The sequence below is a fragment of the Streptomyces sp. NPDC044044 genome (assembly GCF_056434405.1).
The window spans coordinates 264053-286642 of record NZ_JBWKFG010000003.1 but is presented as its reverse complement, the minus strand read 5'-3'; the positions used below and the strand labels follow the sequence as shown (position 1 = coordinate 286642).

Annotated in this window: 21 protein-coding genes; 5 read left to right on the top strand and 16 right to left on the bottom strand. The window is 70.3% G+C overall.

Annotated elements, in window-relative coordinates:
* The first annotated feature begins 21 nt into the window (after positions 1-21).
* The gene (locus AC07AG_RS12230; RefSeq protein WP_478754386.1) at positions 22-612 is read left to right on the top strand and encodes a VanZ family protein; all 591 of its coding nucleotides are present in this window, start codon (positions 22-24) and stop codon (positions 610-612) included.
* 90 nt (positions 613-702) lie between these two features.
* Positions 703-906 (top strand): PspC domain-containing protein, encoded by a 204-nt coding sequence (locus tag AC07AG_RS12225; protein WP_478754384.1) that lies wholly within the window; start codon positions 703-705, stop codon positions 904-906.
* 91 nt (positions 907-997) lie between these two features.
* On the opposite strand, the gene AC07AG_RS12220 is transcribed toward AC07AG_RS12225, so the two are convergent.
* Together AC07AG_RS12220 and AC07AG_RS12215 are read right to left on the bottom strand one after the other, a co-directional pair.
* Positions 998-1417 carry an ATP-binding protein gene (locus AC07AG_RS12220; protein WP_478754382.1) on the bottom strand — a complete coding sequence of 140 codons (420 nt, stop codon included), beginning with the start codon at positions 1415-1417 and terminating at the stop codon, positions 998-1000.
* A gap of 142 nt (positions 1418-1559) precedes the next feature.
* A complete protein-coding gene (locus AC07AG_RS12215; RefSeq protein ID WP_249588152.1) occupies positions 1560-2729 on the bottom strand; it encodes an adenosine deaminase in 1170 nt (389 codons plus the stop codon).
* 102 nt (positions 2730-2831) lie between these two features.
* On the opposite strand from AC07AG_RS12215, the gene AC07AG_RS12210 reads away from it, so the two are divergent.
* The gene (locus tag AC07AG_RS12210; RefSeq protein ID WP_478754381.1) at positions 2832-3599 is read left to right on the top strand and encodes an alpha/beta hydrolase; all 768 of its coding nucleotides are present in this window, start codon (positions 2832-2834) and stop codon (positions 3597-3599) included.
* Between the two features lies 1 nt (position 3600).
* Here AC07AG_RS12210 and AC07AG_RS12205 read toward each other — a convergent pair whose 3' ends face one another.
* Entirely contained in the window at positions 3601-4617 is a 1017-nt protein-coding gene (locus AC07AG_RS12205; RefSeq protein ID WP_478754379.1) for a LysR family transcriptional regulator, read from the bottom strand.
* A 62-nt stretch (positions 4618-4679) separates the two neighbouring features.
* Here AC07AG_RS12205 and AC07AG_RS12200 point away from each other — a divergent pair, with 62 nt between their 5' ends.
* Both AC07AG_RS12200 and AC07AG_RS12195 read left to right on the top strand, forming a co-directional pair.
* Positions 4680-5984: an MFS transporter gene (locus tag AC07AG_RS12200; RefSeq protein WP_478754377.1), complete on the top strand. Its 1305-nt coding sequence runs from the start codon at positions 4680-4682 to the stop codon at positions 5982-5984.
* Between the two features lie 122 nt (positions 5985-6106).
* Complete coding sequence (locus AC07AG_RS12195; RefSeq protein ID WP_478754375.1) at positions 6107-7114, top strand: sigma-70 family RNA polymerase sigma factor; 1008 nt, start codon at positions 6107-6109, stop codon at positions 7112-7114.
* Here the strand turns inward: AC07AG_RS12195 and AC07AG_RS12190 are convergent.
* From AC07AG_RS12190 to AC07AG_RS12130, 13 genes are all read right to left on the bottom strand, one after another.
* Positions 7001-7393 carry an STAS domain-containing protein gene (locus AC07AG_RS12190; protein WP_478754374.1) on the bottom strand — a complete coding sequence of 131 codons (393 nt, stop codon included), beginning with the start codon at positions 7391-7393 and terminating at the stop codon, positions 7001-7003. The genes AC07AG_RS12195 and AC07AG_RS12190 overlap by 114 nt on opposite strands.
* Before the next feature lie 274 nt (positions 7394-7667).
* The gene (locus tag AC07AG_RS12185) at positions 7668-8945 is read right to left on the bottom strand and encodes a thymidine phosphorylase (protein ID WP_478754372.1); all 1278 of its coding nucleotides are present in this window, start codon (positions 8943-8945) and stop codon (positions 7668-7670) included.
* Positions 8946-9054: 109 nt separating this feature from the next.
* On the bottom strand, positions 9055-9444 hold the full coding sequence (locus AC07AG_RS12180) for a cytidine deaminase (protein WP_478754370.1): 390 nt from the start codon (positions 9442-9444) through the stop codon (positions 9055-9057).
* Positions 9441-10703 (bottom strand): ABC transporter permease, encoded by a 1263-nt coding sequence (locus AC07AG_RS12175; RefSeq protein ID WP_478754368.1) that lies wholly within the window; start codon positions 10701-10703, stop codon positions 9441-9443. The genes AC07AG_RS12180 and AC07AG_RS12175 overlap by 4 nt, the downstream gene beginning before the upstream one ends.
* Positions 10700-11845: an ABC transporter permease gene (locus tag AC07AG_RS12170; RefSeq protein ID WP_478754366.1), complete on the bottom strand. Its 1146-nt coding sequence runs from the start codon at positions 11843-11845 to the stop codon at positions 10700-10702. Before AC07AG_RS12170 ends, AC07AG_RS12175 begins: the two co-directional genes overlap by 4 nt.
* Positions 11842-13476 carry an ABC transporter ATP-binding protein gene (locus AC07AG_RS12165; protein WP_478755518.1) on the bottom strand — a complete coding sequence of 545 codons (1635 nt, stop codon included), beginning with the start codon at positions 13474-13476 and terminating at the stop codon, positions 11842-11844. Before AC07AG_RS12165 ends, AC07AG_RS12170 begins: the two co-directional genes overlap by 4 nt.
* Before the next feature lie 163 nt (positions 13477-13639).
* Positions 13640-14695 carry a BMP family lipoprotein gene (locus AC07AG_RS12160; RefSeq protein WP_361054019.1) on the bottom strand — a complete coding sequence of 352 codons (1056 nt, stop codon included), beginning with the start codon at positions 14693-14695 and terminating at the stop codon, positions 13640-13642.
* Positions 14696-14917: 222 nt separating this feature from the next.
* Positions 14918-16027, bottom strand: a complete 1110-nt coding sequence (locus tag AC07AG_RS12155; RefSeq protein ID WP_478754364.1) for a BMP family lipoprotein — start codon at positions 16025-16027, stop codon at positions 14918-14920.
* A gap of 174 nt (positions 16028-16201) precedes the next feature.
* The gene (locus AC07AG_RS12150; RefSeq protein ID WP_478754362.1) at positions 16202-17464 is read right to left on the bottom strand and encodes a M20 family metallopeptidase; all 1263 of its coding nucleotides are present in this window, start codon (positions 17462-17464) and stop codon (positions 16202-16204) included.
* A 159-nt stretch (positions 17465-17623) separates the two neighbouring features.
* Entirely contained in the window at positions 17624-18745 is a 1122-nt protein-coding gene (locus AC07AG_RS12145; RefSeq protein ID WP_478754360.1) for a hypothetical protein, read from the bottom strand.
* A 72-nt stretch (positions 18746-18817) separates the two neighbouring features.
* A complete protein-coding gene (locus AC07AG_RS12140; protein ID WP_478754358.1) occupies positions 18818-19750 on the bottom strand; it encodes an N-acetylneuraminate synthase family protein in 933 nt (310 codons plus the stop codon).
* Positions 19751-19764: 14 nt separating this feature from the next.
* Entirely contained in the window at positions 19765-21051 is a 1287-nt protein-coding gene (locus AC07AG_RS12135) for a cytidylyltransferase domain-containing protein (protein WP_478754356.1), read from the bottom strand.
* Positions 21052-21077: 26 nt separating this feature from the next.
* The gene (locus AC07AG_RS12130) at positions 21078-22409 is read right to left on the bottom strand and encodes a DUF6716 putative glycosyltransferase (protein WP_478754354.1); all 1332 of its coding nucleotides are present in this window, start codon (positions 22407-22409) and stop codon (positions 21078-21080) included.
* Between the last annotated feature and the right edge of the window lie 181 nt (positions 22410-22590).

Genomic DNA, 22590 nt, shown 5'->3' with positions numbered 1-22590 from the left:
ACCGCCGCGTACCGGGATGAGATGCGCGGAACCGATCCTGCCCCTTGCCGCGTCTTGGGGGGCGTGCGTCAAGGCTCGGGCGGCCACGGGGCCGCCATCCGCTTCCGCGCGGCGGGAGGATTCCTCCTCGTCGCGCATCTTCTGCTCGTCGGCTGGTTCACTCTGCGTCCACTGGACGTGCCCTGGGTCAGCGCGGCGAACCTTCAGCCCTTCGCCGGCATCAAGGCGGATCTGGCGCTCGGCCCTGTCCAGGCGGCCCGGCAGATAGGCGGCAGCCTGCTGCTCCTCGCCCCGCTCGGCCTGCTGCTTCCGCTCGCCGGGGGGCGGGTCCATGTCTCGCCGCTGGGTTCGCTGGTGCGCACGGTCGCGGCGGGCGCGCTGATCTCGCTCGGCATCGAACTGCTGCAGACCGGGGTCCCCGGGCAGGTCGTCGACATCGACTCGCTGTTCCTGAACACGGTGGGCGTGGCGCTCGCGCACGTCGCCGTGGTGCCCGCGGTCAGGGCCAGGCTCCGCCGCCGGACCGACGTGGAGCATCGCGCGGCCCTCCTGCGGGAGGACGCTTCTCAGGGTGCGACCCCGACGATTCCCAGGGTCGGTATCGCACCTTAGAGCGACGCTTTGCCCGCTTCGTGAACGTAACTTCGAGTCATCGGGGAAACGCCCCCGGACCTCATGCCGACGGTTCACGAAGGAGCCACCATGACCGCCCTTGCCCGCCCCACGAACGGCCGGATGATCGGCGGAGTCTGTGCCGCCCTCGCCAGGCGCTTCGGCACATCGGCCACCACGATGCGCGTGATCTTCGTGCTCTCGTGCCTTCTTCCCGGACCGCAGTTCCTGCTCTACATCGCGCTCTGGGTCCTGTTGCCCACCGAGGGCAAGACCCAGCAGGCCGCCTGGTGATCCGGCGGCCCTCGCTGCCACATGCGTACGCCGATGGGGCGCCCCTTGCGAAAGGGTGCGCCCCATCGGCGTACGCGGAGACCGGCGAGGGTCAGCCGAGCGGCAGGCCCTCGACGGGCAGACCCTGCGTGGGCAGGCCCTGGAGCGGCAGGGAACCTGCGACCGGCAGGGCACCGGCGACCGGCAGACCACCGAGCAGACCGGAGACCGGGTCGGCGGCGGGCTTGCTGCGGTCGGCGGCGTCCTTGGTGCTCTCGCCGAGCTTGTCGACGGTCGGCGCGGCGGCCTGCAGGGTGCTGCCGAGCGCGTTCTGGCCCGCGGCGACGGCCTCGGGGCCACCGGCGGGCAGGGTGTCGGCGACCTGCCCCATGGGCAGCGTCGAGGTGGCGGCGCCCAGCGCGCCCGTGGCGTCGGGCACGGCCGGTGCGGCGTTCGCGGCACCCGCGCCGGCGGCGGCGAAGGCGGCGCCGAGAGCGGCGACACCGAGGGTCTTGGCGGCAGACTGCTTCATCTTCAATGCGTCCTTGATGACGGGGACTTTTGAGCGGCCCATGACCGTAAACATGTGAAGGGGCGGTCCGCAAACAGCGAAACAGCAAAAACGCGGCCGGGAATTAATGTTCCCGGCCGCGCCCGCATTGCCTCAATTTCTGTTACACGTCGACAGAAGCCCTGGTGGAGGCGGTCTGACGGAACAGCCATTCGGACTTCAGCTCGGCATATCCGGGCTTGATGACGTCATTGATCATGGCAAGGCGTTCATCGAAAGGAATGAACGCTGATTTCATCGCATTGACTGTGAACCACTGCATGTCATCGAGCGTGTAGCCGAATGTGCCGACCAGGTGCTCGAATTCGCGACTCATGCTGGTGCCGGACATCAGACGGTTGTCGGTGTTCACCGTCGCCCGGAAGTGCAGCTTGCGGAGCAGGCCGATGGGGTGCTCGGCGTACGAGCTCGCCGCGCCCGTCTGCAGGTTCGAGCTCGGGCACATCTCCAGGGGGATGCGCTTGTCGCGTACGTAGCTGGCGAGGCGGCCGAGCTTGACGGTGCCGTCGTCGGCGACCTGGATGTCGTCGATGATCCGCACGCCGTGGCCGAGCCGGTCGGCGCCGCACCACTGCAGGGCCTGCCAGATCGACGGCAGACCGAAGGCCTCGCCCGCGTGGATGGTGAAGTGGTTGTTCTCGCGCTTGAGGTACTCGAACGCGTCGAGGTGCCTGGTGGGCGGGAAGCCCGCCTCCGCGCCCGCGATGTCGAAGCCGACGACGCCCAGGTCGCGGTAGCGGTTGGCGAGTTCGGCGATCTCCAGGGCGCGGGCGGCGTGCCGCATGGCGGTGAGCAGCGCGCCCACGCGGATGCGGTGGCCGTTGGCCTTCGCGCGCCGCTCGCCCTCCCGGAAGCCTTCGTTGACGGCCTCGACGACCTCTTCGAGGGTGAGGCCCTGCTCCAGGTGCTGCTCGGGGGCGTACCGGATCTCGGCGTAGACGACGCCGTCCTCGGCGAGATCCTCGGCGCACTCGGCCGCCACGCGCTTGAGGGCGTCCTTCGTCTGCATGACAGCGCAGGTGTGGGCGAAGGTCTCCAGATAGCGCGGCAGCGAACCGGAGTCGGCGGCTTCCCTGAACCAGATCCCCAGCTTGTCGGGGTCGGTCTCGGGCAGCGACTCGTACCCCGACTCGCGGGCGAGGTCGACGATCGTGCCGGGGCGCAGACCGCCGTCGAGGTGGTCGTGCAGGAGCACCTTCGGGGCGCGGCGGATCTGTTCGGCGCTTGGCGTTTCGCGGTCCGTGTGACCGGCTTTGGTGGTCTGGCTCGTCATCTCGGCACTCTAGCGCCTACGCGCGTAGATCTCACGGGTCGATACGTAACAGTGACCCCGCGGACGGGTGGCGTACACCATCGCTTCTGACACTGTTCTGTCATGGCACAGCAAGCGACGCCCGATTCCGCGCGCGCGGCCAGGCTCGGGCGCGTGATCGGCACCCGTCCATCGGCGGTCAGCGGCGCGGTGCTGCTGCTCCCCGGCGGCCACGAGACCTCTGCCCGCAAGCCGTCCCCGTTCGCCGCGAACGCGGTGCGCGCGCTCGGCCGCAGGCTCGCCCAGGACGGCCGCGGCGAGGGGCTGGCCGCGCACGTCGTCCATTACCGCTGCCGCGGGTGGAACGGCGCGCAGGCACAGCTCGCGCGGGACGCGGAGTGGGCGGCGGACGAGATCGTCCGCCTCTACGGCGACGTCTCCATCTGCCTCGTCGGCATGGACATGGGCGGCCGGGCCGCGCTGCGGGCCGGTGGGCACGACGCGGTCAACTCCGTCCTCGCGCTGGCCCCTTGGCTGCCCGAGGACGATGTGGCCGCGTCCCCTGAACCGGTGAAGCAGCTCGCGGGGCGGCGGGTCCTGATCGTGCACGGCACGAACGACGAGCGGACCGATCCCGAGCTCTCGTTCCGGCTCGCGGAGCGGGCGAAGAAGGCGAACCGGGAGGTGTGCCGGTTCGAAGTCCACTCCGACGGGCACCGGTTGCAGCAGCATCACTCCGAAGTCCAGGCGCTGGCTTCGGACTTCGTCATGGGTTCGCTGTTCGGGCACGCGTACGCACGCCCCCTGGAGGACGCGCTGGCGGCTCCGCCGCCGCTGGGGCTGCGGATGCCGCTCGCCTCCGGCTTCGGTGAGTCGATGCGGCAGCGGTGACTCAGCCCGTCGTGGGGGTCCCCTCAGGCAGCAGCCTTCCCCGCCGCCCCAGCAGGAACTTCTTGAACGCCGCCACCGGCGGAGTGTCCGGATGGCCGTCGAGCCAGGCCACGCCGATCTCCCGCACCGCACGCTGCCCCGTCACCGTCAGCTCCACGACTCCCGGACGCGGGACGGCCGGTGGCGGCAGGAGGGCCACCCCCAGGCCCGCCGCCACCAGGCCACGCAGCGTCTCCGCCTCCTCCCCCTCGAACGCGATCCGCGGCTTGAAGCCGGCCTCCTGGCAGAGGTCGTCCGTGATGCGCCGCAGGCCGTAGCCGGGTTCGAGGGTCACGAAGGCCTCGTCCGCCGCCTCCGCGAGGCGGACCCGCTTGCGCGAGGCGAGGCGGTGGTCGTCCGGCACGACGAGGCGCAGACGCTGCTCGTCCAGGCGGCGTGCGACGAGATCGGGGGCGTCCGGCACGGGCGAGGTCAGGCACAGGTCCAGCTCCCCCGCCCGCAGCCGCTCGATCATCGCCTCCCCGTAGTTCTGTACGAGGCTGAAGCGGACCCTCGGATGGTCCGCGCGGAAGGCGCGGATCAGGCCGGGGACGGTCTCCGAGCCCATCGTGTGGAGGAAGCCGAAGGCGACCTTGCCCGACGCCGGGTCCGCGTCCGCCCGCACGGACTCCGCGGCCCGCTCCACCTCGCCGAGCGCCCGCTCGACGGAGGCGAGGAACGTACGGCCCGCCGGGGTCAGGGACACCGTCCTGCCGTGCCGCGCGAACAGGTCGACCCCCAGATCCTGTTCGAGGCGCACCAGCGCGCGCGACAGCGTCGACTGCGGCACCTGCATCTCCTGCGCGGCCCGCGTCACGTGCTCCGTCCGCGCGACCCCCGCGAAGTACGCGAGGCGCGGCGAGAGCAGCGCGGACCAGGACCCGGGGGTCAGCTCGGCGGGCGACGACGCGCCCCCGCCGATGTCTCCTACGTAACTGCTCTGCGACAGACGCCGCTCTGAACTGCGCTCATGCACCATGGGAACGATTATGGCCAATCCATGCATTGGACGGATGAGTTCCGTGTGCCTACGTTCGACACATGCCTCCCGCCAGTAGCGGGGCGTCCGCCACCCACGCGGTCGCCCCCGCCCCGTCGTCCACCGATGCCTCTCCCGAAGCCGACTCCCGGCTCACCCCCGGCGGCCCCGGCTACCGCCGGATGAGCTTCGCCCTCTTCCTCGCGGGTGTCGCCACCTTCGCCCTCCTCTACTCCACGCAGGCGCTGCTCCCCCTCGTCTCCGCCGACTTCGGCGTCAGCGCGAGCACGGCGAGCTGGACGGTGTCCGCCGCCACGGGCGCGCTCGCCCTCTTCGTCCTGCCCCTGAGCGCGCTCAGCGAGCGCTTCGGGCGGCGGACGCTGATGACGGTCTCGCTGACGGTCGCGGTGGTCGTGGGGCTGCTCGTCCCCTTCGCGCCCTCCATCGGCGCGCTCATCGCGCTGCGCGCCGTGCAGGGCGCGGCGCTCGCCGGGCTCCCGGCGTCCGCGATGGCCTTCCTCGCGGAGGAGGTCAGGCCCAAGGCACTGGTCGCCGCGATCGGCATGTTCGTGGCGGGGAATTCGATCGGCGGCATGAGCGGGCGCGTCATCACGGGCTGGGTCGCGCAGGCCTGGGGCTGGCGCGTGGCCGTGGGCGTGGTCGGTGTCGTGGCCGTCCTGTGCGCGCTCGCCTTCCGCGCGCTGCTTCCCGCGCCGCGCCACTTCACCGCGGGCTCGCTCAACCCCAAGGCGCTCGGCCGGACGATCCGTTCGCACCTCGCCAACCCGCTGCTGTGCAGGCTGTACGCGATCGGCGCGCTGTTCATGACGGTCTTCGGGGCGGTCTACACGGTGATCGGCTACCGCCTCACCGAGGCGCCCTTCTCGCTCCCGCAGGGCATCATCGGCTCGATCTTCCTGGTCTATCTCGTCGGTACGGTCTCCTCGGCCGCCGCGGGGAAGCTGGTGGCGCGGCTCGGCCGGCGCGGGGCGCTGTACCTGGCGGTGAGCACGACGGCCGGCGGTCTGCTGCTCTCCCTGTCCGACTCCCTGGTCATGGTGCTGCTCGGGCTCGTCCTGATCACCGCGGGCTTCTTCGCGGGTCACGCGGTCGCTTCCTCGTCCGTGAGCCGTACGGCCACCGCGGGGCGTGCGCAGGCTTCGGCGCTCTACCAGTCCGCGTACTACCTGGGCTCCAGCGCGGGCGGCACGCTCGGCGCGGTCGCCTTCCACTCGGGGGGCTGGGCCGGGACGGTCGGCCTGGGTCTGCTCGCGGTGCTCGGCGTCGTGTCCATCACCTTCTGGGGGTCGCACGCGGCCCGGGTCCAGGAGCGGCGGGACCGGCGAGGGCTCGTGGCCGCGCACTAGCCGTCCCGGGCGACCCCCTCCCGCCTGCGGGTTTTCCCACTCCGGGGGCCGTTGTCAGTGGGCTGCGGTAGCTTCCAAAGTGCTGGGACTTTCGTGGCAGCCGCAGGGGTGGGTGGGTCGGTATGACGGACATCGCAGGGACGACGTCGGAACTGGACGTCACGCTGGAGAAACACCGGGTCGAGCTGACCGGGTACTGCTATCGCATGCTGGGCTCGGCCTTCGAGGCCGAGGACGCGGTGCAGGACACGATGGTCCGCGCCTGGCGGAGCTATGAGAAGTTCGAGGGCCGCTCCAGCCTGAGGTCGTGGCTGTACCGCATCGCGACGAACGTCTGCCTGGACATGCTGAACGCGGGCAACCGCCGCGCCCGCCCCATGGACCTGACCGCGGCGGCGCCGCTGGCCCAGGCCGCGCTGACGCCGCGCCCCGACAATGTGTGGCTGGAGCCGATGCCGGACGCGCGCGTGCTGCCGTCCGTCAGCGACCCCGCGGAGGCGGCCGTGGCGAAGGAGTCGGTGCGGCTCGCGTTCGTCGCCGCCCTGCAGCAACTGCCGCCCAAGCAGCGGGCGGTGCTCATCCTGCGCGAGGTCCTCGCATGGAAGGCCAGCGAGGCGGCCGAGCTCCTGGACACCTCCGTGGCCTCCGTCAACAGCGCGTTGCAGCGGGCGCGGGCGACGCTGGCCGAGGGTCATGCGGACGACACGGCCGTCTCCGACCCTCTGGACGACGAGCAGCAGAAGCTGCTTGAGCGCTATGTCGCGGCCTTCGAGGGCTATGACATGGCGGCGCTGACGGCGCTGCTGCACGAAGACGCCATCATGACGATGCCCCCGTTCGACCTGTGGCTGCGCGGCACGTCCGACATCACCGGCTTCATGTCGACCATCGGCGCGTCCTGCGCCGACAGCAAACTGTTCCCGGTCGAGGTCAACGGCACGCCGGGCTTCGCCCACTACAAGCCCGACCCCGAGAAGGGCGGGTTCGCGCCGTGGGCGGTTCAGGTCATCGAGATCTCAGAGGGGCGGATCGCGGGCTTCCACTGCTTCCTGGACACGCCCCGGTGGTTCCCGCTGTTCGGCCTGCCGCTCCATCTCGATTTCAATGGGGATCCCGACGAGGTCCAGTAGCTCGCGCAGGTGCGGGGCCGGGTTCCGCAGGCGGATCCGGCCGCCCGCGCGGCGGGCGGTGAGCTGGAGGCGGGCCAGCGCGTCTATCGCGGCGAGGACGGGCGGGCCCAGGTCCGCGACGTCGCATACGAGGACGTCCGCGCCGGTCGCTTGCAGCGTGGCGCGGGCCTCCTCGCAGAGGCGGTGCGTGGCCTCTCGGTCGAGGGTGCCGGTGAGGGTCAGGTCTGGCTGCGGTTTGGGGTTCACGTTGGGATGACTGGCCTGGGGGCCGGAACTCATCGGTAGGTCCGCCTGCGCGAGCATTTCCCCAACCCCGCCCCTTCCCGAGAACCCGCTCTGGCGCGGGGGCCTTGCGCGCCGTCATCACCGGCTTCGCCGAGTTCGTCCTCAATCGCCGGACGGGCTGAATCTTTCAGCCCGTCCGGCGATTGAGGACATCTTGCTCGGGGGTCCAGGGGGCGGAGCCCCCTGGTTTCGGAAAGGGGCGGGATGGGGGGAAGCCCCGCAGGGCCCGCCCCTCCCCCACTGCTTACGCGATTGCCTACGCGGTTGCCTACGCGATGCGGTCCAGCACGATCGGCGTCGCCGCGAACTCCGTGCCCTCGGGGGCGATGTCGAACGACCCCGCCACCGCCTGCAAGGCGTACTCGAAGCGCTCGGGAGTGTCCGTGTGCAGGGTCATGATCGGCTCCCCCGCGCGGACCTGAGCGCCCGGCTTCGCGTGCAGCTCGACGCCCGCCCCCGCCTGGACCACGTCCTCCTTGCGGGCACGTCCCGCGCCGAGACGCCATGCGGCGACGCCGACGTCGTACGCGTCGAGGCGGGTCAGGACCCCGGACGAAGGCGCCGTCACGACGTGCGTCTCCCGGGCCACCGGGAGGGTCGCGTCCGGGTCGCCGCCCTGAGCCGAGATCATCCGGCGCCACACATCCATCGCCGAGCCGTCGGCCAGCGCCTTCGCCGGGTCGACATCCTTCAGGCCCGCCGCGTCCAGCATCTCCCGCGCCAGGGCGAGGGTCAGCTCGACCACGTCCGAGGGGCCGCCGCCCGCGAGGACCTCCACCGACTCGCGGACCTCAAGGGCGTTGCCCGCCGTCAGGCCCAGCGGCGTGGCCATGTCCGTGAGCAGGGCCACCGTGCGTACGCCGTGGTCCGTGCCCAGGCCCACCATCGTGGACGCAAGTTCGCGGGCGTCCTCCAGGTTCTTCATGAAGGCGCCGGTGCCGACCTTCACGTCCAGGACCAGCGAGCCCGTGCCCTCGGCGATCTTCTTCGACATGATGGACGAGGCGATCAGGGGGATCGCCTCCACCGTTCCCGTCACGTCCCGCAGTGCGTAGAGCTTCTTGTCCGCGGGGGCCAGGCCGTCGCCCGCCGCGCAGATGACCGAGCCGACACCGTCCAGGACCGAGAGCATCTCCTCGTTCGAGAGGAGGGCGCGCCAGCCCGGGATCGACTCCAGCTTGTCCAGGGTGCCGCCGGTGTGGCCGAGGCCCCGGCCCGACAGCTGCGGGACCGCCGCGCCGCAGGCCGCGACCAGCGGGGCGAGCGGCAGCGTGATCTTGTCGCCGACGCCGCCCGTGGAGTGCTTGTCGGACGTCGGGCGGGAGAGGGACGAGAAGTCCATGCGCTCGCCGCTCGCGATCATCGCGGCCGTCCAGCGGGCGATCTCGCCGCGGTTCATGCCGTTGAGCAGGATCGCCATGGCGAGCGCCGACATCTGCTCGTCGGCGACCGCGCCGCGCGTGTACGCGTCGATGACCCAGTCGATCTGCTCGTCGCTGAGCTCGCCTCGGTCCCGCTTCGTACGGATGACGGAGATGACGTCCATGGCATAACCCCTCTTTGCGCCTAAAACGGTGAGCGCGACTCTACGCGCATAGAGCCGCGAGATGAAGACGGCCCCCGCCCGAAGATCCACAACAGGCAGGGGCCGGCTCTCAGTTGAGGTGCTCCGGGCCGAACGGGTCCGGCAGCATGTCCCCCAGGGTCCGGATGCCCGCGGCCGTCTCCAGGAGGAGCGCCGCGCCGCCGAACTCGTAGAGCAGTTGGCGGCACCGGCCGCACGGCATCAGGATCTCGCCCTTGCCGTCGACGCACGTGAAGTGCGTCAGACGGCCGCCCCCGGTGAGCTGGAGCTGCGAGACGAGCCCGCACTCGGCGCACAGGCCGAGGCCGTACGACGCGTTCTCCACGTTGCAGCCCGACACCGTGCGGCCGTCGTCCACGAGGGCCGCGGCACCGACCGGGAAGCCTGAGTAGGGCGCGTACGCACGGGACATGGCCTCGCGCGCAGCATCCCGCAGCGCGTCCCAGTCGGTCTCGGTCACGTTCCTTGTCCCTTTCGGTAGGGCTGGCCGTCCGCCTTCGGCATCCGAAGGCGTTGGGCGGAGAGCGAGAGCACCAGCAGCGTGACGACGTACGGCGTCGCGGTGACGACCTGGTTGGGCACCTCGTCGGTCAAGCCGTACCACGCGAACATCAGCGCCGAGACGGCCGCGGTGATCGCCGCGGGGACGTAACGCTTGCGCCATACGAGGTACGCCGCGCCGATGACCAGCAGGATCGCGAGCAGCAGGAGCAGTGCGTGCACGTTCGTGCCGCCGCCCCGGAGCTTCAGGCTGTCGGTGTAACCGAACAGTCCGGCACCGAGCGCGAGTCCGCCCGGCATCCAGTTGCCGAAGATCATGGCGGCGAGGCCGATGTAGCCGCGTCCGCCGGTCTGGCCCTCCAGGTAGATGTTGGAGGCCACCAGGGAGAGGAACGCGCCGCCGAGGCCCGCGAGACCGCCGGAGATGATCACCGCGAGGTACTTGTACTTGTAGACGTTGACGCCGAGCGACTCGGCCGCGACCGGGTTCTCGCCGCAGGAGCGCAGCCGCAGGCCGAACGCCGTGCGCCACAGGACCCACCAGCTCAGGGGCACCATCGCGACGGCGATGACGGTGAGCGGCGAGAGGTTCGTGAAGAGGCCGCCGAGCAGGCCCGCGATGTCCGAGACCAGGAACCAGTGCTTCTCGTTCAGGTCCTGCAGCCAGTCGGAGAGGCCTGGGACGGAGAAGCTGCCGAGCGAGTCGACCGGGGGCGACTGCTTGGACGTACCGCCTTCCTTGCCCTCGAAGGCGAAGGTCGAGAGGTAGCGGGTGACGCCCAGGGCGAGGATGTTCAGGGCCACACCGGAGACGATGTGGTTGACGTTGAAGGTGACGGTGACGATCGCGTGGAGGAGACCGCCGAGCGCGCCGCCGAGTATGCCGAACAGGATGCCGACCCACGGGCCCCACTGGTAACCGGCGAACGCGCCGAACCAGGTGCCGAGGATGAGCATGCCCTCGAGGCCGATGTTGACCACGCCCGCGCGCTCGGCCCACAGACCGCCGAGGCCCGCGAGGCCGATCGGCACGGCGAGCCGCAGCGCGGTGGACATCTGGCCGGTGGAGGTGATGCCGTTCGCGTCGGTGATCAGCCGGACCACGGACGTCAGGACGAGGACGCCCGCGATGATCAGCAGGAGGACGGGGAGCGAGATGCGGCGGCGGCCCGGCGCGGACTGCTTGGCCGGGGGCTTGGCCACGGTTGTCGAGCTCATCGGGCAGCCACCTCCTTCACGGTGTCGTTGTTGCCATCGTTGCCGTTGTCCTTACGGGCGGCGGCGGCCAGTTCCTCGCCGACGCGGCGCTGCTGACGGCTGAGGCCCCAACGGCGTACGGCCTCGTAGGAGACGACGACCGCGATCACGATGAGGCCCTGCATGATCACCGCGATCTCCTTGTCGTACGCCACCGGCTGGGCGTAGTCGAGGGCGGGTGACGCCTTGTCGAGGAAGGCCCACAGGAGCGAGGCGAACGCGATGCCGACCGGGTTGTTGCGGCCGAGCAGCGCGATGCCGATGCCGGTGAAGCCGAGTCCCGCGGGGAAGCTGAGGCTGTAGGTGTGGGTGTCGCCGAGCAGGATCGGCATGCCCGCGAGGCCCGCGACCGCGCCGGAGATCAGCATCGCGCTGAGCACCATGCGCTTGGCGTTCACGCCGGAGGCCGCGGCGGCCGACGTGGAGGCGCCGGTGGCGCGCAGGTCGAAGCCGAAGCGGGTGCGATTGAGGACCAGCCAGTACAGGACGCCCGCGAGGGCGGCGATGATCACGAAGCCGTAGATCTCGCCGGACTCGCCCATGCTGATGCCGGGGAACCAGCCGGACTTGTGCATCTCGCCGGTGGTCTGGTTGTTGCCGACCGGGACACCGAAGTTGTCGGTGAGGGTCATGTAGCCGATGACGCTCGTCGCGATGGCGTTGAGCATGATCGTCGCGACGACCTCGCTGACCCCGCGGGTGGTCTTGAGGATGCCCGCGATGCCCGCCCAGAAGGCGCCGGTGAGCATGGCGACCAGCATCAGGAGCGGGATCTGGAGCGGGGCGGGGAGCGCGACGTGCGCGCCGACGACGGCGGTGGTCATCGCGGCGAGGCGGTACTGCCCGTCCACACCGATGTTGAACAGGTTCATGCGGAAGCCGACGGCCACCGCGAGCGCGGCCAGGTAGTACATCCCGGCCTGGTTGATGGTCAGGACCTGGACGTCGGAGTAGCTGATCTGCTCCAGCATCAGGGTGTACGGCTCGATCGGGTTCTTGCCCGACGCGAGCAGCACGACCGAGGTCAGTGCCACGGCCACGACAAGGGCGATGACCGGTCCGGCCACCGCGAGGAGCACACGCTCCTTGTCGAACTTCTTCATCGGGCCTCGTCCTCCGAAGTGCCGGCAGAGCCCTCTTCGGGGTCTTCTTCTACGTGTTCGAGGTGGCCGGAGGCCGCGCCCGTCATCGCCGAACCCAGCTCCTCCGGCGTGATGGTGGCCGGGTCGGCGTCGGCGACGAGCCGTCCGCGGTAGATCACGCGGAGGGTGTCGGAGAGGCCGATCAGCTCGTCCAGGTCCGCCGAGATGAGGAGGACCGCGAGTCCTTCGCGGCGCGCCTCCCGGATCTGGTCCCAGATCTGGGCCTGTGCGCCGACGTCCACACCGCGGGTGGGGTGGGCGGCGATCAGGAAGCGGGGCTTGTGGCTCATCTCGCGGCCGACGATCAGCTTCTGCTGGTTGCCGCCGGAGAGGGAAGCGGCCGTGACGTCGATGCCGGGCGTACGGACGTCGTACTGCTCGACGATGCGCCGGGTGTCGGCCTGCGCGCCCTTGATGTCGAGCCAGAAGCCGCCCTTGCCGCGGGAGTTGGGCTTCTCGGTGACGTGACCGAGGATGCGGTTCTCCCAGAGCGGCGACTCCAGGAGGAGGCCGTGGCGGTGGCGGTCCTCGGGGATGTAGCCGACGCCCTGCTCGCGGCGGTGGCGCGTGGCCAGGGCGGTGATGTCCTCGCCCGCCATGCGGATCACGCCGGAGTCCGCGTGCTTGAGGCCGATGAGCGCGTCGATCAGCTCGGTCTGGCCGTTGCCCTCGACGCCCGCGAGGCCGAGGACCTCGCCCTCGTGGATGGTGAAGGAGATGTCGTCGAGGAGGGCGCGGCCCGAATCGCCGTCGGCGAGGAGCTTGAGCTCCTTGACCTCGATCATCGCCCGGTCGGTGACCGTCGACTCCGCGGTCTCCGGGGTGGGCAGCTCGCTGCCGACCATCAGCTCGGCGAGCTGGCGCGGGGTCGTCTCCGAGGGGATCGCCGTGCCGACGGTCGTGCCGCGCCGGATGACGGTGATGTCGTCGGCCACGGACAGGACTTCGCCCAGCTTGTGGGAGATGAAGATGACGGACAGGCCCTCGGACTTCAGCTCGCGCAGGTTGTCGAAGAGCGCGTCGACCTCCTGCGGCACGAGGACCGCGGTCGGCTCGTCCAGGATCAGCGTGGTGGCGCCTCGGTAGAGGACCTTGAGGATCTCCACGCGCTGCCGGTCGGCGACGCCGAGGTCCTCGACCATGGCGTCGGGGCGCACCCCGAGGCCGTACCGGTCGGATATCTCGGTGATCTTGCGGCGGGCCGCGCCGCCGATGCCGTGCAGCTTCTCGCTGCCGAGAACGATGTTCTCCAGGACCGTGAGCTGGTCGGCGAGCATGAAGTGCTGGTGGACCATGCCGATGCCGCGCGCGATGGCGTCGGCGGGGCTGGCGAAGGTCACCTCGGTGCCGTCGACCGCGATGGTGCCCTCGTCCGGCTTCTGCATGCCGTAGAGGATCTTCATCAGGGTCGACTTGCCCGCGCCGTTCTCGCCGACGAGGGCGTGCACGGTGCCCTTGCGGACGGTCAGGCGGATGTCGTGGTTGGCCACGACGCCCGGGAAGCGCTTGGTGATGCCGGTGAGTTCAACGGCGGTGCCACCCGAGCCGGTCGAGACCTTGGCGACGGGCGGAGGGCTGGTGGACGCGTCGATGGCGCACTCTCCTCGGGAATCCTCAGGAAAGGGGCCACCTACGCGCGTAGCGCCCCTGGTTCGACGGGAGTTGAGCAGTCGGCCGCGCGAACGGGGCGCGGGGAACCATCGTCCCCCACACCCCGTTCCGCGGCCGTGACTTCGCTGTTACAGCGCAGTCTGGTTACAGCGTGGTCTTGACCTTGATCTTGCCGCTCTTGATGTCCTGCTCGGCCTTCTTCACGGCGGCCTGCAGGTCCTTCATCTTCTTGAACTCGGGGTTCGAGTCGGCGAGCGCGACGCCGCCGGACGCCAGGTCCGCACGGACCACGCCGCCCTTGGCGTTGTCATCCTGGACCGACTTCGTCAGGTTGTACACCGCTCCGGCGACGTCCTTGGTCGCCGAGGTCAGGATGTACTTCTTGTACTTGGCCAGGGCCTTCTGCTTGTACTGGTCGGAGTCGACACCGATCGCCCACACCTTCTCGGCGGCGGCGGCCTCGATGACGCCCTGGCCCGAGAGACCGGCTGCGTGGTAGACCACGTCGGCGCCGCCCTCGATCTGGCCGCTGGCCGCTTCCTTGCCCTTGTCGGGGCTGGAGAAGCCGCCGTCCTCGGCCTTCTCGGTGAGCATCTGGCGCTTGATCTTCACCGACTTGTCGGTGTCCTTGACGCCCTGGACGAAGCCCGCCTCGAACTTGCGGATCAGGTTGTTGTTCACGCCGCCGATGAAGCCGACGCTCTTCTTCTTGCTGGCCTTGGCCGCGGCGACGCCCGCGAGGTACGAGGACTGCTCCTCGTTGAAGACCAGGTCGGAGACGTTGTCCGCCTTGATCGTGGCGTCGTCGACGATGCCGAAGGTGACCTTCGGGAACTTCGCGGCGACTTCCTTCACGGCGGGGGCGTAGGCGTAGCCGATGCCGATCACCGGGTTGTAGCCCTGCTTGGCCAGCTCGGTGAGGCGCTGGGCCTTGTCCGCGTCGGACTCGCCGTCCGTCGGCTCGACGGCCTTCTTGCCGACCTTCAGGTCCTTGGCGGCCTTGTCCATGCCCGCCGTCGCGGCGTCGTTGAAGGACTGGTCGCCCTTGCCGCCGACGTCGTACGCGATGGCGACGCCCTTGTTCTTGCCGTCGCTCTTGGAACCGGCGGCGTCGCTGGAGGTGCCGCCGCAGGCGGTGGCGGAGACGGCGAGTGCGGCGGTGGCTACACCCGCTGCGGCAATTCGGGAAACCCGGCGCATAGAGAGGAACTCCTTATGTACAAGCAAGCACAAGCACGTACGAGCGCCTCACCTGGCGCTGATTTCGCCGCAGCGTAACGCGCGTAGACCTGACATAAGAACCCTTCTGTCCCGTCCGTTATCGAGCTGTGGCCGCGAGGTTGCGGGAGCGTGGACGCACGGTGGGGCGCCCCGCACGTCACGGGGCGCCCCACCTGTCACGGTCCTGCTGTGCGGGTCCGGTTACGGCACCGTCTTGACCGTGACCTTTCCGTCGACGATGTCCTTCTCGGCCTTCTCCACGGCGGCGACCACGTCCTTCATCGCCGTGTACTTCGGGTTCGAGTCGGCGAACCCGACGCGTCCCGACTTCAGGTCGTAGCGCTGCTCGCCCGTGATCGGCTTGCCCTCGACGACCGACTTCGTCAGGTCGTAGACGGCGCCGCCGACGTCCTTGAGGGCCGAGCCGAGGATGTAGTCCTTGTACTTGGCCAGGGCCTTCTGCTTGTACTGGTCGGAGTCGACGCCGATCGCCCACACCTTCTGGGAGCCCGCCTCCTGGATCACGCCCTGCCCGGAGAGCCCGGCCGCGTGGTAGATCACGTCGGCCCCCGACTCGATCTGACCGCTCGCCGCGTTCTGCCCCTTGTCGGGGCTGGAGAAGCCACCGTCCTCGGGCTTCTCGGTCAGATACCGCTTCTCTATCTTGATCTTGGGGTCGACGGACTTGACGCCCTGCACGAAGCCGGCCTCGAACTTGTGGATGAGGTTGATGTCGACGCCGCCGATGAAGCCGACGTGGTCGGCCTTGGTCGCCTTCGCGGCGGCGACGCCCGCCAGATAGGACCCCTGCTCCTCGTGGAACACGAGGTCGGCGACGTTGTCGGCCTTGACGGTGTTGTCGTCGATGATCCCGAAGGTGGTCTTCGGGAACTTCGCCGCGGCTTCCTTGATGGCGGGGGCGTAGATGTAGCCGACGCCGATCACCGGGTTGTAGCCCTGCTTGGCCAGCTGCTCGATGCGCTGCACCTTGTCGGCGCTCGACTCGCCGTCGCCGGGCTCCATGTCGACGCCGCCGATCTTGAAGTCCTTGCGCGCCTTCTCGTATCCGGCGTACGCGGCGTCGTTGAACGACTGGTCGCCCTGGCCGCCGATGTCGTACGCGAGGCCGACGCCCTTGGCGTCGTACTTCGAGGACGACCCGCCGGACTTGTCGTCCTTGTCGTCCTCCTGCGAGGCCTCGCTGCTGGTCTTGCCGCACGCGGAGGCCGCGAGCGCGAGGGACGCCACCACGACGGCCACTTGGGAGAGCTTCGATCCTCGGGTTCCACGAGATCCTCGACGAAGACGCATAGGACGCACCCCTTACGTTCCCCAAAGCACCCTTGAAGGGCCTGATTTCGGCGCACAGTAACGCGCGTAGAAAGGGAGGGGAACGGGGTTTCGCACTGCGTTACCTATTCGTGCCGAGGGCCGGTTACGTCCGGGTGAACGGGTCCGCCGTAACCGGCCGATAGCGGTGCTTACCTACCGCGCGCCGTCGATCAGCGCCGCGGCGGTGAAGAGCTCGACGCCCACCGTGATCGCCGACTCGTCCGCGTCGAAGTCGCCCTGGTGCAGGTCCCGGACGGTGCGCTCGCCGGGCGTACGCACGCCCAGGCGGGCCATGGCGCCGGGCACGTGCTCCAGGTACCAGGAGAAGTCCTCGCCGCCCAGGCTCTGTTCGGTATCCTCGACGGAGTGCGGGCCGCGCCGCAGCCGCATCGCCTCGCTCAACAGATCGGTCACGTCCGGGTCGTTCACGACGGGCGGGACGCCCCGGATGTAGTTCACCTCGGACTTGGCGCGGTAGAGGTCGGCGATCTCCTGGATGGCGCCGTGCACCAGGTCGGGCGCCTTGCGCCAGGCGGTGAGGTCCAGGCAGCGCACGGTGCCGGAGAGTTCGGCATGCTGCGGGATGACGTTGCAGGCGTGGCCGGACTCGATGCGGCCCCACGTCACCGCGAGACCCGAGCGGGCGTCGATGCGCCGGGCGACCAGGGCGGGGACCTCGGTGACGACCTTGGCGGCGGCGGTGACGAGGTCGGTGGTCAGGTGGGGGCGCGCGGTGTGTCCGCCCGCGCCGTCCAGCGAGACTTCGAGCCGGTCGCAGGCGGAGGTGATCGCGCCGTGCCGCAGCCCGATCTTCCCGGCGTCGACGCGGGGATCGCAGTGCACGCCGATGATGCGGCCGACGCCGTCCAGCACACCGGACTCGATGGCATCGGGCGCACCGCCGGGCAGGACCTCCTCCGCGGGCTGGAAGATCAGCCGTACGGGAAAGGGCAGTTGCCCCTGCTGCGCCAGCTCGGCGAGGACGAGGCCGGCGCCGAGCACCACGGTCGTGTGCACGTCGTGCCCGCAGGCGTGGGCGCGGTCGGGCACGGTGGAGCGGTACGGGACGCCGAGCTTGGTGTCCGGGATGGGGAGCCCGTCGATGTCGGCGCGCAGCGCGAGCATGGGGCGCACGCCGTCCCACTGTTCGGTGCCGATGTCACAGACCAGTCCGGTGCCGATGTCGAGTACGCGGGGCTTGAGGCCCGCGCGCTCCAGCCGGGCCTTGAGGGCCGCGGTCGTACGGAACTCCTGGTTGCCGAGCTCGGGGTGCATGTGCAAGTCGCGGCGGAAGGCGATGAGTTCGGTGCGCAGGGCGGCCGGGAGCGCACCGGGGAGTGCTGCTTCCCCGGGGGCGTCCCCCGCTGCTTCCCCGGGCAGATCGGCCTCGGACCCTCGCTCGGACTCTCGTGACATCAGTTGGTTCACCCTCTGAAGGGTAGGGCGAGGCAGGGGCCAACTGACCCACGATCAACAAAAGTTCAGCCCGATAGGGTAAGAAAAAGTGGCCGCGTGGCGCATAGGCGCTAGTTGAGGTGGGTAAACTCTCTCGCTTTCCAGGGGGAAACCCGCTGGTCACGCCGTGGCCGCGACCCCCTGCGCCGCGGAATGCGCGGAGGCCACCGACGCCAGGCGGTGTACGTCACGTGCCGTGCCCGTGACGCCCGACAGGAAACCCTGGGCCCTGGGTGAGGCGTTCTCCGTCAGCCACGCCGGGTCGATGTCGCAGACGGCGATGCGGACCTCCGTGCCCGCCAGGGCCAGGGGCAGGGTGTGGACCACCGTCGAGGGGAAGCTCAGGATCGTGCTGCCGATCGGGCCCCGGCGGGCGATCAGCTCCAGGGGGAGGTCCGGGCGGACCACCTGCAGGCCCGTCTCCACCGCCAGGCGGTGCAGCTTCTCCGAGCTCTCGCGGCGGTGGGCGAAATAGCGTGTCGCTCCGTGTGCGCGGGACAGGGTGCGGACCGCCTCCACATAGCGGTCCAGGTCCACCACGCCCGTCTCGACGAGCGATGTGCCGACCAGGTCCGCGCCCTTGGAGACGCGCGGCGGGCCGAAGCGCTCCCGCGTCCACGCGAAGCTGTTCACCGTCACCCGCACCCCGTCGGGTGCCGAGTCGATCGGCATGGAGGAGAAGACCTCCACCGTGCGCTTGCCTCCGGGTGTCAGCCGGCGGCGGGCCGAGGCCGAGATCGGGGCGAAGGCGATGTCGCGCACGCCGGGGCGACCGCCGCGGCGGTGCCAGCGCACCAGGCGCTCCCCCGCGGCCAGTTGGGCCACGAACTCCATCGTGGCCGTGCCGTCGTCCACGACCACGAGGGAGCGGGCCCTGGTGATCGTCAGGAGCAGCTGTACGTAGCGCGAGAACGGGTCGCCGATCACGATCCGGTCCGCCGCCCGCAGCGGGCCCGTCAGGCCGCCGATCGTGTGGAAGGGAGCAGCCGCGCCGCCGCGCGCCTCCTCCCAGCGGACGCTCAGGCCCTCGTCACGGGCCAGCTGGGCCATGCGGCGCAACTGGCCCCGGGTCATCGGGTCGTTCGGGGAGAGGACGACGACGGTGAGTCCCCCGGCCGGGCCGGTCGCCCCCGCCGAATGCGCCCACTCAAGGACGTTGAGGAGCTGCACAGGGCTCTCTACGAACGCCAGAGTGGTGGGCGCCGCAGCGGTGGGGGCCGTCGGCCCGGGTCGGGGGCTCATCGTCGTATGACCGTGTCCTGTCCTGGTGGTGAGGGGTCCCGGTGAAAGGTCCCGGTAAGAGCGTCAGCGCGCTCAGACCGCTACCGGCTCGCGGTCGGCCGCGTCGGCCTCGGCGACGACGCCCGCGACGCGGCGCAGCTTCTTCATCGGGCCGAGCTCCGACTCGTAGACCTTCTTGACGCCGTCACCGAGGGAGGCCTCGATGGTGCGGATGTCGCGGACGAGGCGGGTCAGGCCCTGCGGCTCGACCGACGCGGCCTGGTCCGAGCCCCACATGGCGCGGTCGAGGGTGATGTGACGCTCGACGAACGTGGCGCCGAGCGCGACCGCGGCGAGCGTGGTCTGCAGGCCCGTCTCGTGGCCGGAGTAGCCGATCGGGACGTTCGGGTACTCCTGCTGGAGGGTGTTGATGACGCGGAGGTTGAGCTCCTCGGCCTGCGCCGGGTACGTCGACGTGGCGTGGCACATCAGGATGTTGTCCGAGCCGAGGACCTCGACCGCGTGGCGGATCTGCTTCGGGGTGGACATGCCGGTCGAGAGGATGACCGTGCGGCCCGTGGCGCGCAGGGCGCGCAGCAGCTCGTCGTCGGTGAGCGACGCGGAGGCGACCTTGTGGGCCGGGAGGTCGAACTTCTCCAGGAAGGCGACGGCCTCGGTGTCCCACGGGGAAGCGAACCAGTCGATGCCGCGCTTCTTGCAGTGCTCGGTGATGGCCTGGTACTCGGACTCGCCGAACTCCACGCGGTGGCGGTAGTCGATGTACGTCATCCGGCCCCAGGGGGTGTCGCGCTCGATGTCCCACTGGTCGCGCGGGGTGCAGATCTCCGGGGTGCGCTTTTGGAACTTGACCGCGTCGCAGCCGGCGTCGGCGGCCACGTCGATGAGCGCGAGGGCGTTGTCGAGCTCGCCGTTGTGGTTGATGCCGATCTCACCGGTGATGTAGACGGGCTGACCGGGTCCTGCGGTCTTCGAACCGAAGGTGCGCATACGGGAGTTGGAGCTCATGGCAGGAACTTTCCTTACTTGTTGAGGGAGGGGCCGAGGATCCATGCGGCGATCTCTCGGATCGCGCCGTCACCACCGGGGAGAGCGGTGACCGCGCGTGCGGCGCCGCGTACGACGTCGTGGGCGCTCGCGACCGCCACCGGCCAGCCGACGAGGCCGAAGCAGGGGAGGTCGTTGACGTCGTTTCCGACGTAGAGCACGCGCTCGGGAGCGATGCCCTGCTCCTCGCACCACTGCTTGAGTGCGAGGTCCTTGCGGTCGATGCCGTGCAGGACGGGAAGCTTCAGCTTCCGGGCCCGCGCGGCGACGACCGGGTTCTGTTCCGTGGACAGGATCAGCAGCGGAATCCCCGCGTCACGCAGGGCCGCGATGCCGAGGCCGTCCCCGCGGTGCACGGAGACGAACTCCCGTCCTTCGGAGTCGATCAGCACCCTGTCGTCCGTCTGGGTGCCGTCGAAGTCGAGTACGACCGCGTCGATGTCGTCACGGGTCGGAAGCGCGTCGGCCCGGCCGCCGTCGAACAGCGGGGCGAGCGCGCGGGCGCGGGCGAGGTCGTGCGGGTCGTCGACCTCAAGGACGCGCGCCGGGTCGGTCCGTACGAGCTCGGTGCGCCCGAAGAAGCGGTGCTTGTGCTCGCGGAAGCCGGACACGTCCATGGCGTAGACCGCGCCGGTCTCCAGGAGGTCCTGGGGGCGGTCCTGGCGGCGCGGGCGGAAGGACTTGTCGTGGTTGACGCCGTAACCGCCGTCGGTGGCGGTGGAGTTGGCGACCTTCGTGGTGCCGCCGACCTCGCCGGTGCGCCGCGCGTCCAGGGCCGCGGGCTCGTCGTCGGCGTCGCGCCACACGAAGCCGTGGAAGGGCGCCACGGTCAGGGCCGTGTCCGCGCCGCCGTCGATGATCGAGCCGACCACGCCGTCGACGTCCTCGCGGACGATGAAGGGGCTGGTGCACTGCACGAGCAGGACGACGTCCACGGTCGTGGAGTGCAGCGACTCGTGCGCGTCCATCGCGTGCAGGACGGCCGCCTCGCTGGTCGCGGTGTCCCCCGCGATCGCCGCGGGCCGCAGGACCACCTCGGCGCCGGCCGAGCGCGCGGCCTCGGCGATCACGTGGTCGTCCGTGGAGACGACGACGTCCGTGACGAGCCGCGCGGCCAGGCACTCGCGGATGGCGCGCGCCACCAGGGGCACACCGCCGACCGGGGCGAGGTTCTTGGCGGGCACGCCCTTGGAACCGCCGCGGGCCGGGATGACGGCGAGGACGCGGTGTGCGGGCACGCTTCCTGGGGCGGGGTGGGACATGGGGGCTCCTTGAGTGGGGTGGGGGATCACAGCTCGCCCATCCGCCGGATGACGGGGGCCACGCGCTGCACCCCGTGCCGGTAGGCGCCGCGCGCCGCGCTGCGGACGGCCTGGCGCACCGGGCCCGGCTCGCGGTCCGCCGCGGGGGCGCCGGGCAGCGGGGCGCCGTCCGGGCCGAGGTGGTGGCGGGCCAGGATGCCGGGGAGGTATCCGGGGGCGGTGACGAGGCTGTAGTACGGGGCGACGGGCGGCAGTTGGGGCTGCGCGAGGAGGCTCGCGACGCGCTCACGTGCCGCGTCGAAGGCCGTCTCGTACGTCCCGTCGGGCGCGACGCCCTGCCGTGCGACCCACTCCGGAGCGGCCTCGGGGCTGTACCCCGCGTCGATCTCGTCCCAGGACGCCAGGCATCCGGAGCCGATGAAGTGGTGGTTGCCGAGCGCCTCGCGCACCCCGAGGTCGGTGAGGACCGCGGTGGGGATGCGGCGGTGCAGGGATTCGAGCGCGGCGGTGGAGCTGACCGTGACGAGCAGGTCGGTGCGGTCCAGGACCTCGCCCATGTTTCCGTACACGAGGCGGCAGTTGGGCGGCAGGTCCTCGCCCTTGGCGAGCTTCTGGTAGGGCAGTTCCTCGATGTGCGTGGTGTGTTCGCCGGGCTTGCTGCGCAGCTTGATCAGGACCTCGCGGTCCGGGTGCAGGCGTGCGTGCTTGACCATGCGGCTCAGCAGGTACGTGCGGTGTGCGCGGCTGTCGGGCACGGAGGGCTGCGCGGCGAAGACGACCGTGTAGGGGTCGTGCTTCTGGTCGTGCTTCTGGTCCTTCTCGAGGTAGGCCGCGCCGCCGAGGAACGGCAGCGCGCTCTCCACGACGCCCGACGCGTCGGCGCCCACTCCCTCGTACACGGCGCGGAAACGCTCCGCGTCCTGACGGGAGTTGGCGAGGACGACGTCAGCGCCGTGCCGGAGCAGCAGGCCGTCGGCGAGCTTCTCGTAGACGACGCCGACATAGCCGGTGACGATCACGGGACGCCGCCTGGAGGCCACCGCTATGCGGGCCAGACCGTGCAGCACCGCCTGGACCGCGCCGCCCACGAGGGCGAGCACGATCACGTCGGGTGCTTCGCGCTCCACCTCGCGCAGGAACTCGACCGCGGTGACCTCACGGAGCGAGTCCGCGCGCACCCCGACCTCTTCGAGCTGGCGGACGGTGGGCGTGGCCCGGCCTCTCAGGAGGCGTCCGTCGAGGCGTGTGTCCGCTCCCTCACCCGCGAGGCGGCTGGCGGTGAGCGCACCCCATTTCCACCGGGTGTCGGAGTCGGCGAGCACGGTGATCCGTGTCGTCCCGCTGTTGCTTACTGGCACAGGAAGGACGCTAGGAAGGCATTGGGATTGGCGGCCCAACTCAGGTGCAACAAACGGTTAACAGCATGCCGACGAATGGCGAATCAGTGCGGGAAACCACCGATGGGCAGGCGGGTTAACCATTCCGCCATGCGTCGTTCACCTGACATCTCACCTTCGGCCAAGACGAATGCCGGGCCGA

Coding starts and splice junctions, on each gene's coding strand:
- AC07AG_RS12175 (WP_478754368.1), bottom strand. CDS start 10,703: ATGAGCTCGACAACCGTGGCCAAGCCCCCGGCCAAGCAGTCCGCGCCG.
- AC07AG_RS12170 (WP_478754366.1), bottom strand. CDS start 11,845: ATGAAGAAGTTCGACAAGGAGCGTGTGCTCCTCGCGGTGGCCGGACCG.
- AC07AG_RS12150 (WP_478754362.1), bottom strand. CDS start 17,464: ATGTCACGAGAGTCCGAGCGAGGGTCCGAGGCCGATCTGCCCGGGGAA.
- AC07AG_RS12155 (WP_478754364.1), bottom strand. CDS start 16,027: ATGCGTCTTCGTCGAGGATCTCGTGGAACCCGAGGATCGAAGCTCTCC.
- AC07AG_RS12140 (WP_478754358.1), bottom strand. CDS start 19,750: ATGAGCTCCAACTCCCGTATGCGCACCTTCGGTTCGAAGACCGCAGGA.
- AC07AG_RS12200 (WP_478754377.1), top strand. CDS start 4,680: ATGCCTCCCGCCAGTAGCGGGGCGTCCGCCACCCACGCGGTCGCCCCC.
- AC07AG_RS12195 (WP_478754375.1), top strand. CDS start 6,107: ATGACGGACATCGCAGGGACGACGTCGGAACTGGACGTCACGCTGGAG.
- AC07AG_RS12145 (WP_478754360.1), bottom strand. CDS start 18,745: ATGAGCCCCCGACCCGGGCCGACGGCCCCCACCGCTGCGGCGCCCACC.
- AC07AG_RS12190 (WP_478754374.1), bottom strand. CDS start 7,393: ATGAGTTCCGGCCCCCAGGCCAGTCATCCCAACGTGAACCCCAAACCG.
- AC07AG_RS12135 (WP_478754356.1), bottom strand. CDS start 21,051: ATGTCCCACCCCGCCCCAGGAAGCGTGCCCGCACACCGCGTCCTCGCC.
- AC07AG_RS12220 (WP_478754382.1), bottom strand. CDS start 1,417: ATGAAGCAGTCTGCCGCCAAGACCCTCGGTGTCGCCGCTCTCGGCGCC.
- AC07AG_RS12205 (WP_478754379.1), bottom strand. CDS start 4,617: ATGGTGCATGAGCGCAGTTCAGAGCGGCGTCTGTCGCAGAGCAGTTAC.
- AC07AG_RS12185 (WP_478754372.1), bottom strand. CDS start 8,945: ATGGACGTCATCTCCGTCATCCGTACGAAGCGGGACCGAGGCGAGCTC.
- AC07AG_RS12230 (WP_478754386.1), top strand. CDS start 22: ATGCGCGGAACCGATCCTGCCCCTTGCCGCGTCTTGGGGGGCGTGCGT.
- AC07AG_RS12225 (WP_478754384.1), top strand. CDS start 703: ATGACCGCCCTTGCCCGCCCCACGAACGGCCGGATGATCGGCGGAGTC.
- AC07AG_RS12210 (WP_478754381.1), top strand. CDS start 2,832: ATGGCACAGCAAGCGACGCCCGATTCCGCGCGCGCGGCCAGGCTCGGG.
- AC07AG_RS12215 (WP_249588152.1), bottom strand. CDS start 2,729: ATGACGAGCCAGACCACCAAAGCCGGTCACACGGACCGCGAAACGCCA.
- AC07AG_RS12160 (WP_361054019.1), bottom strand. CDS start 14,695: ATGCGCCGGGTTTCCCGAATTGCCGCAGCGGGTGTAGCCACCGCCGCA.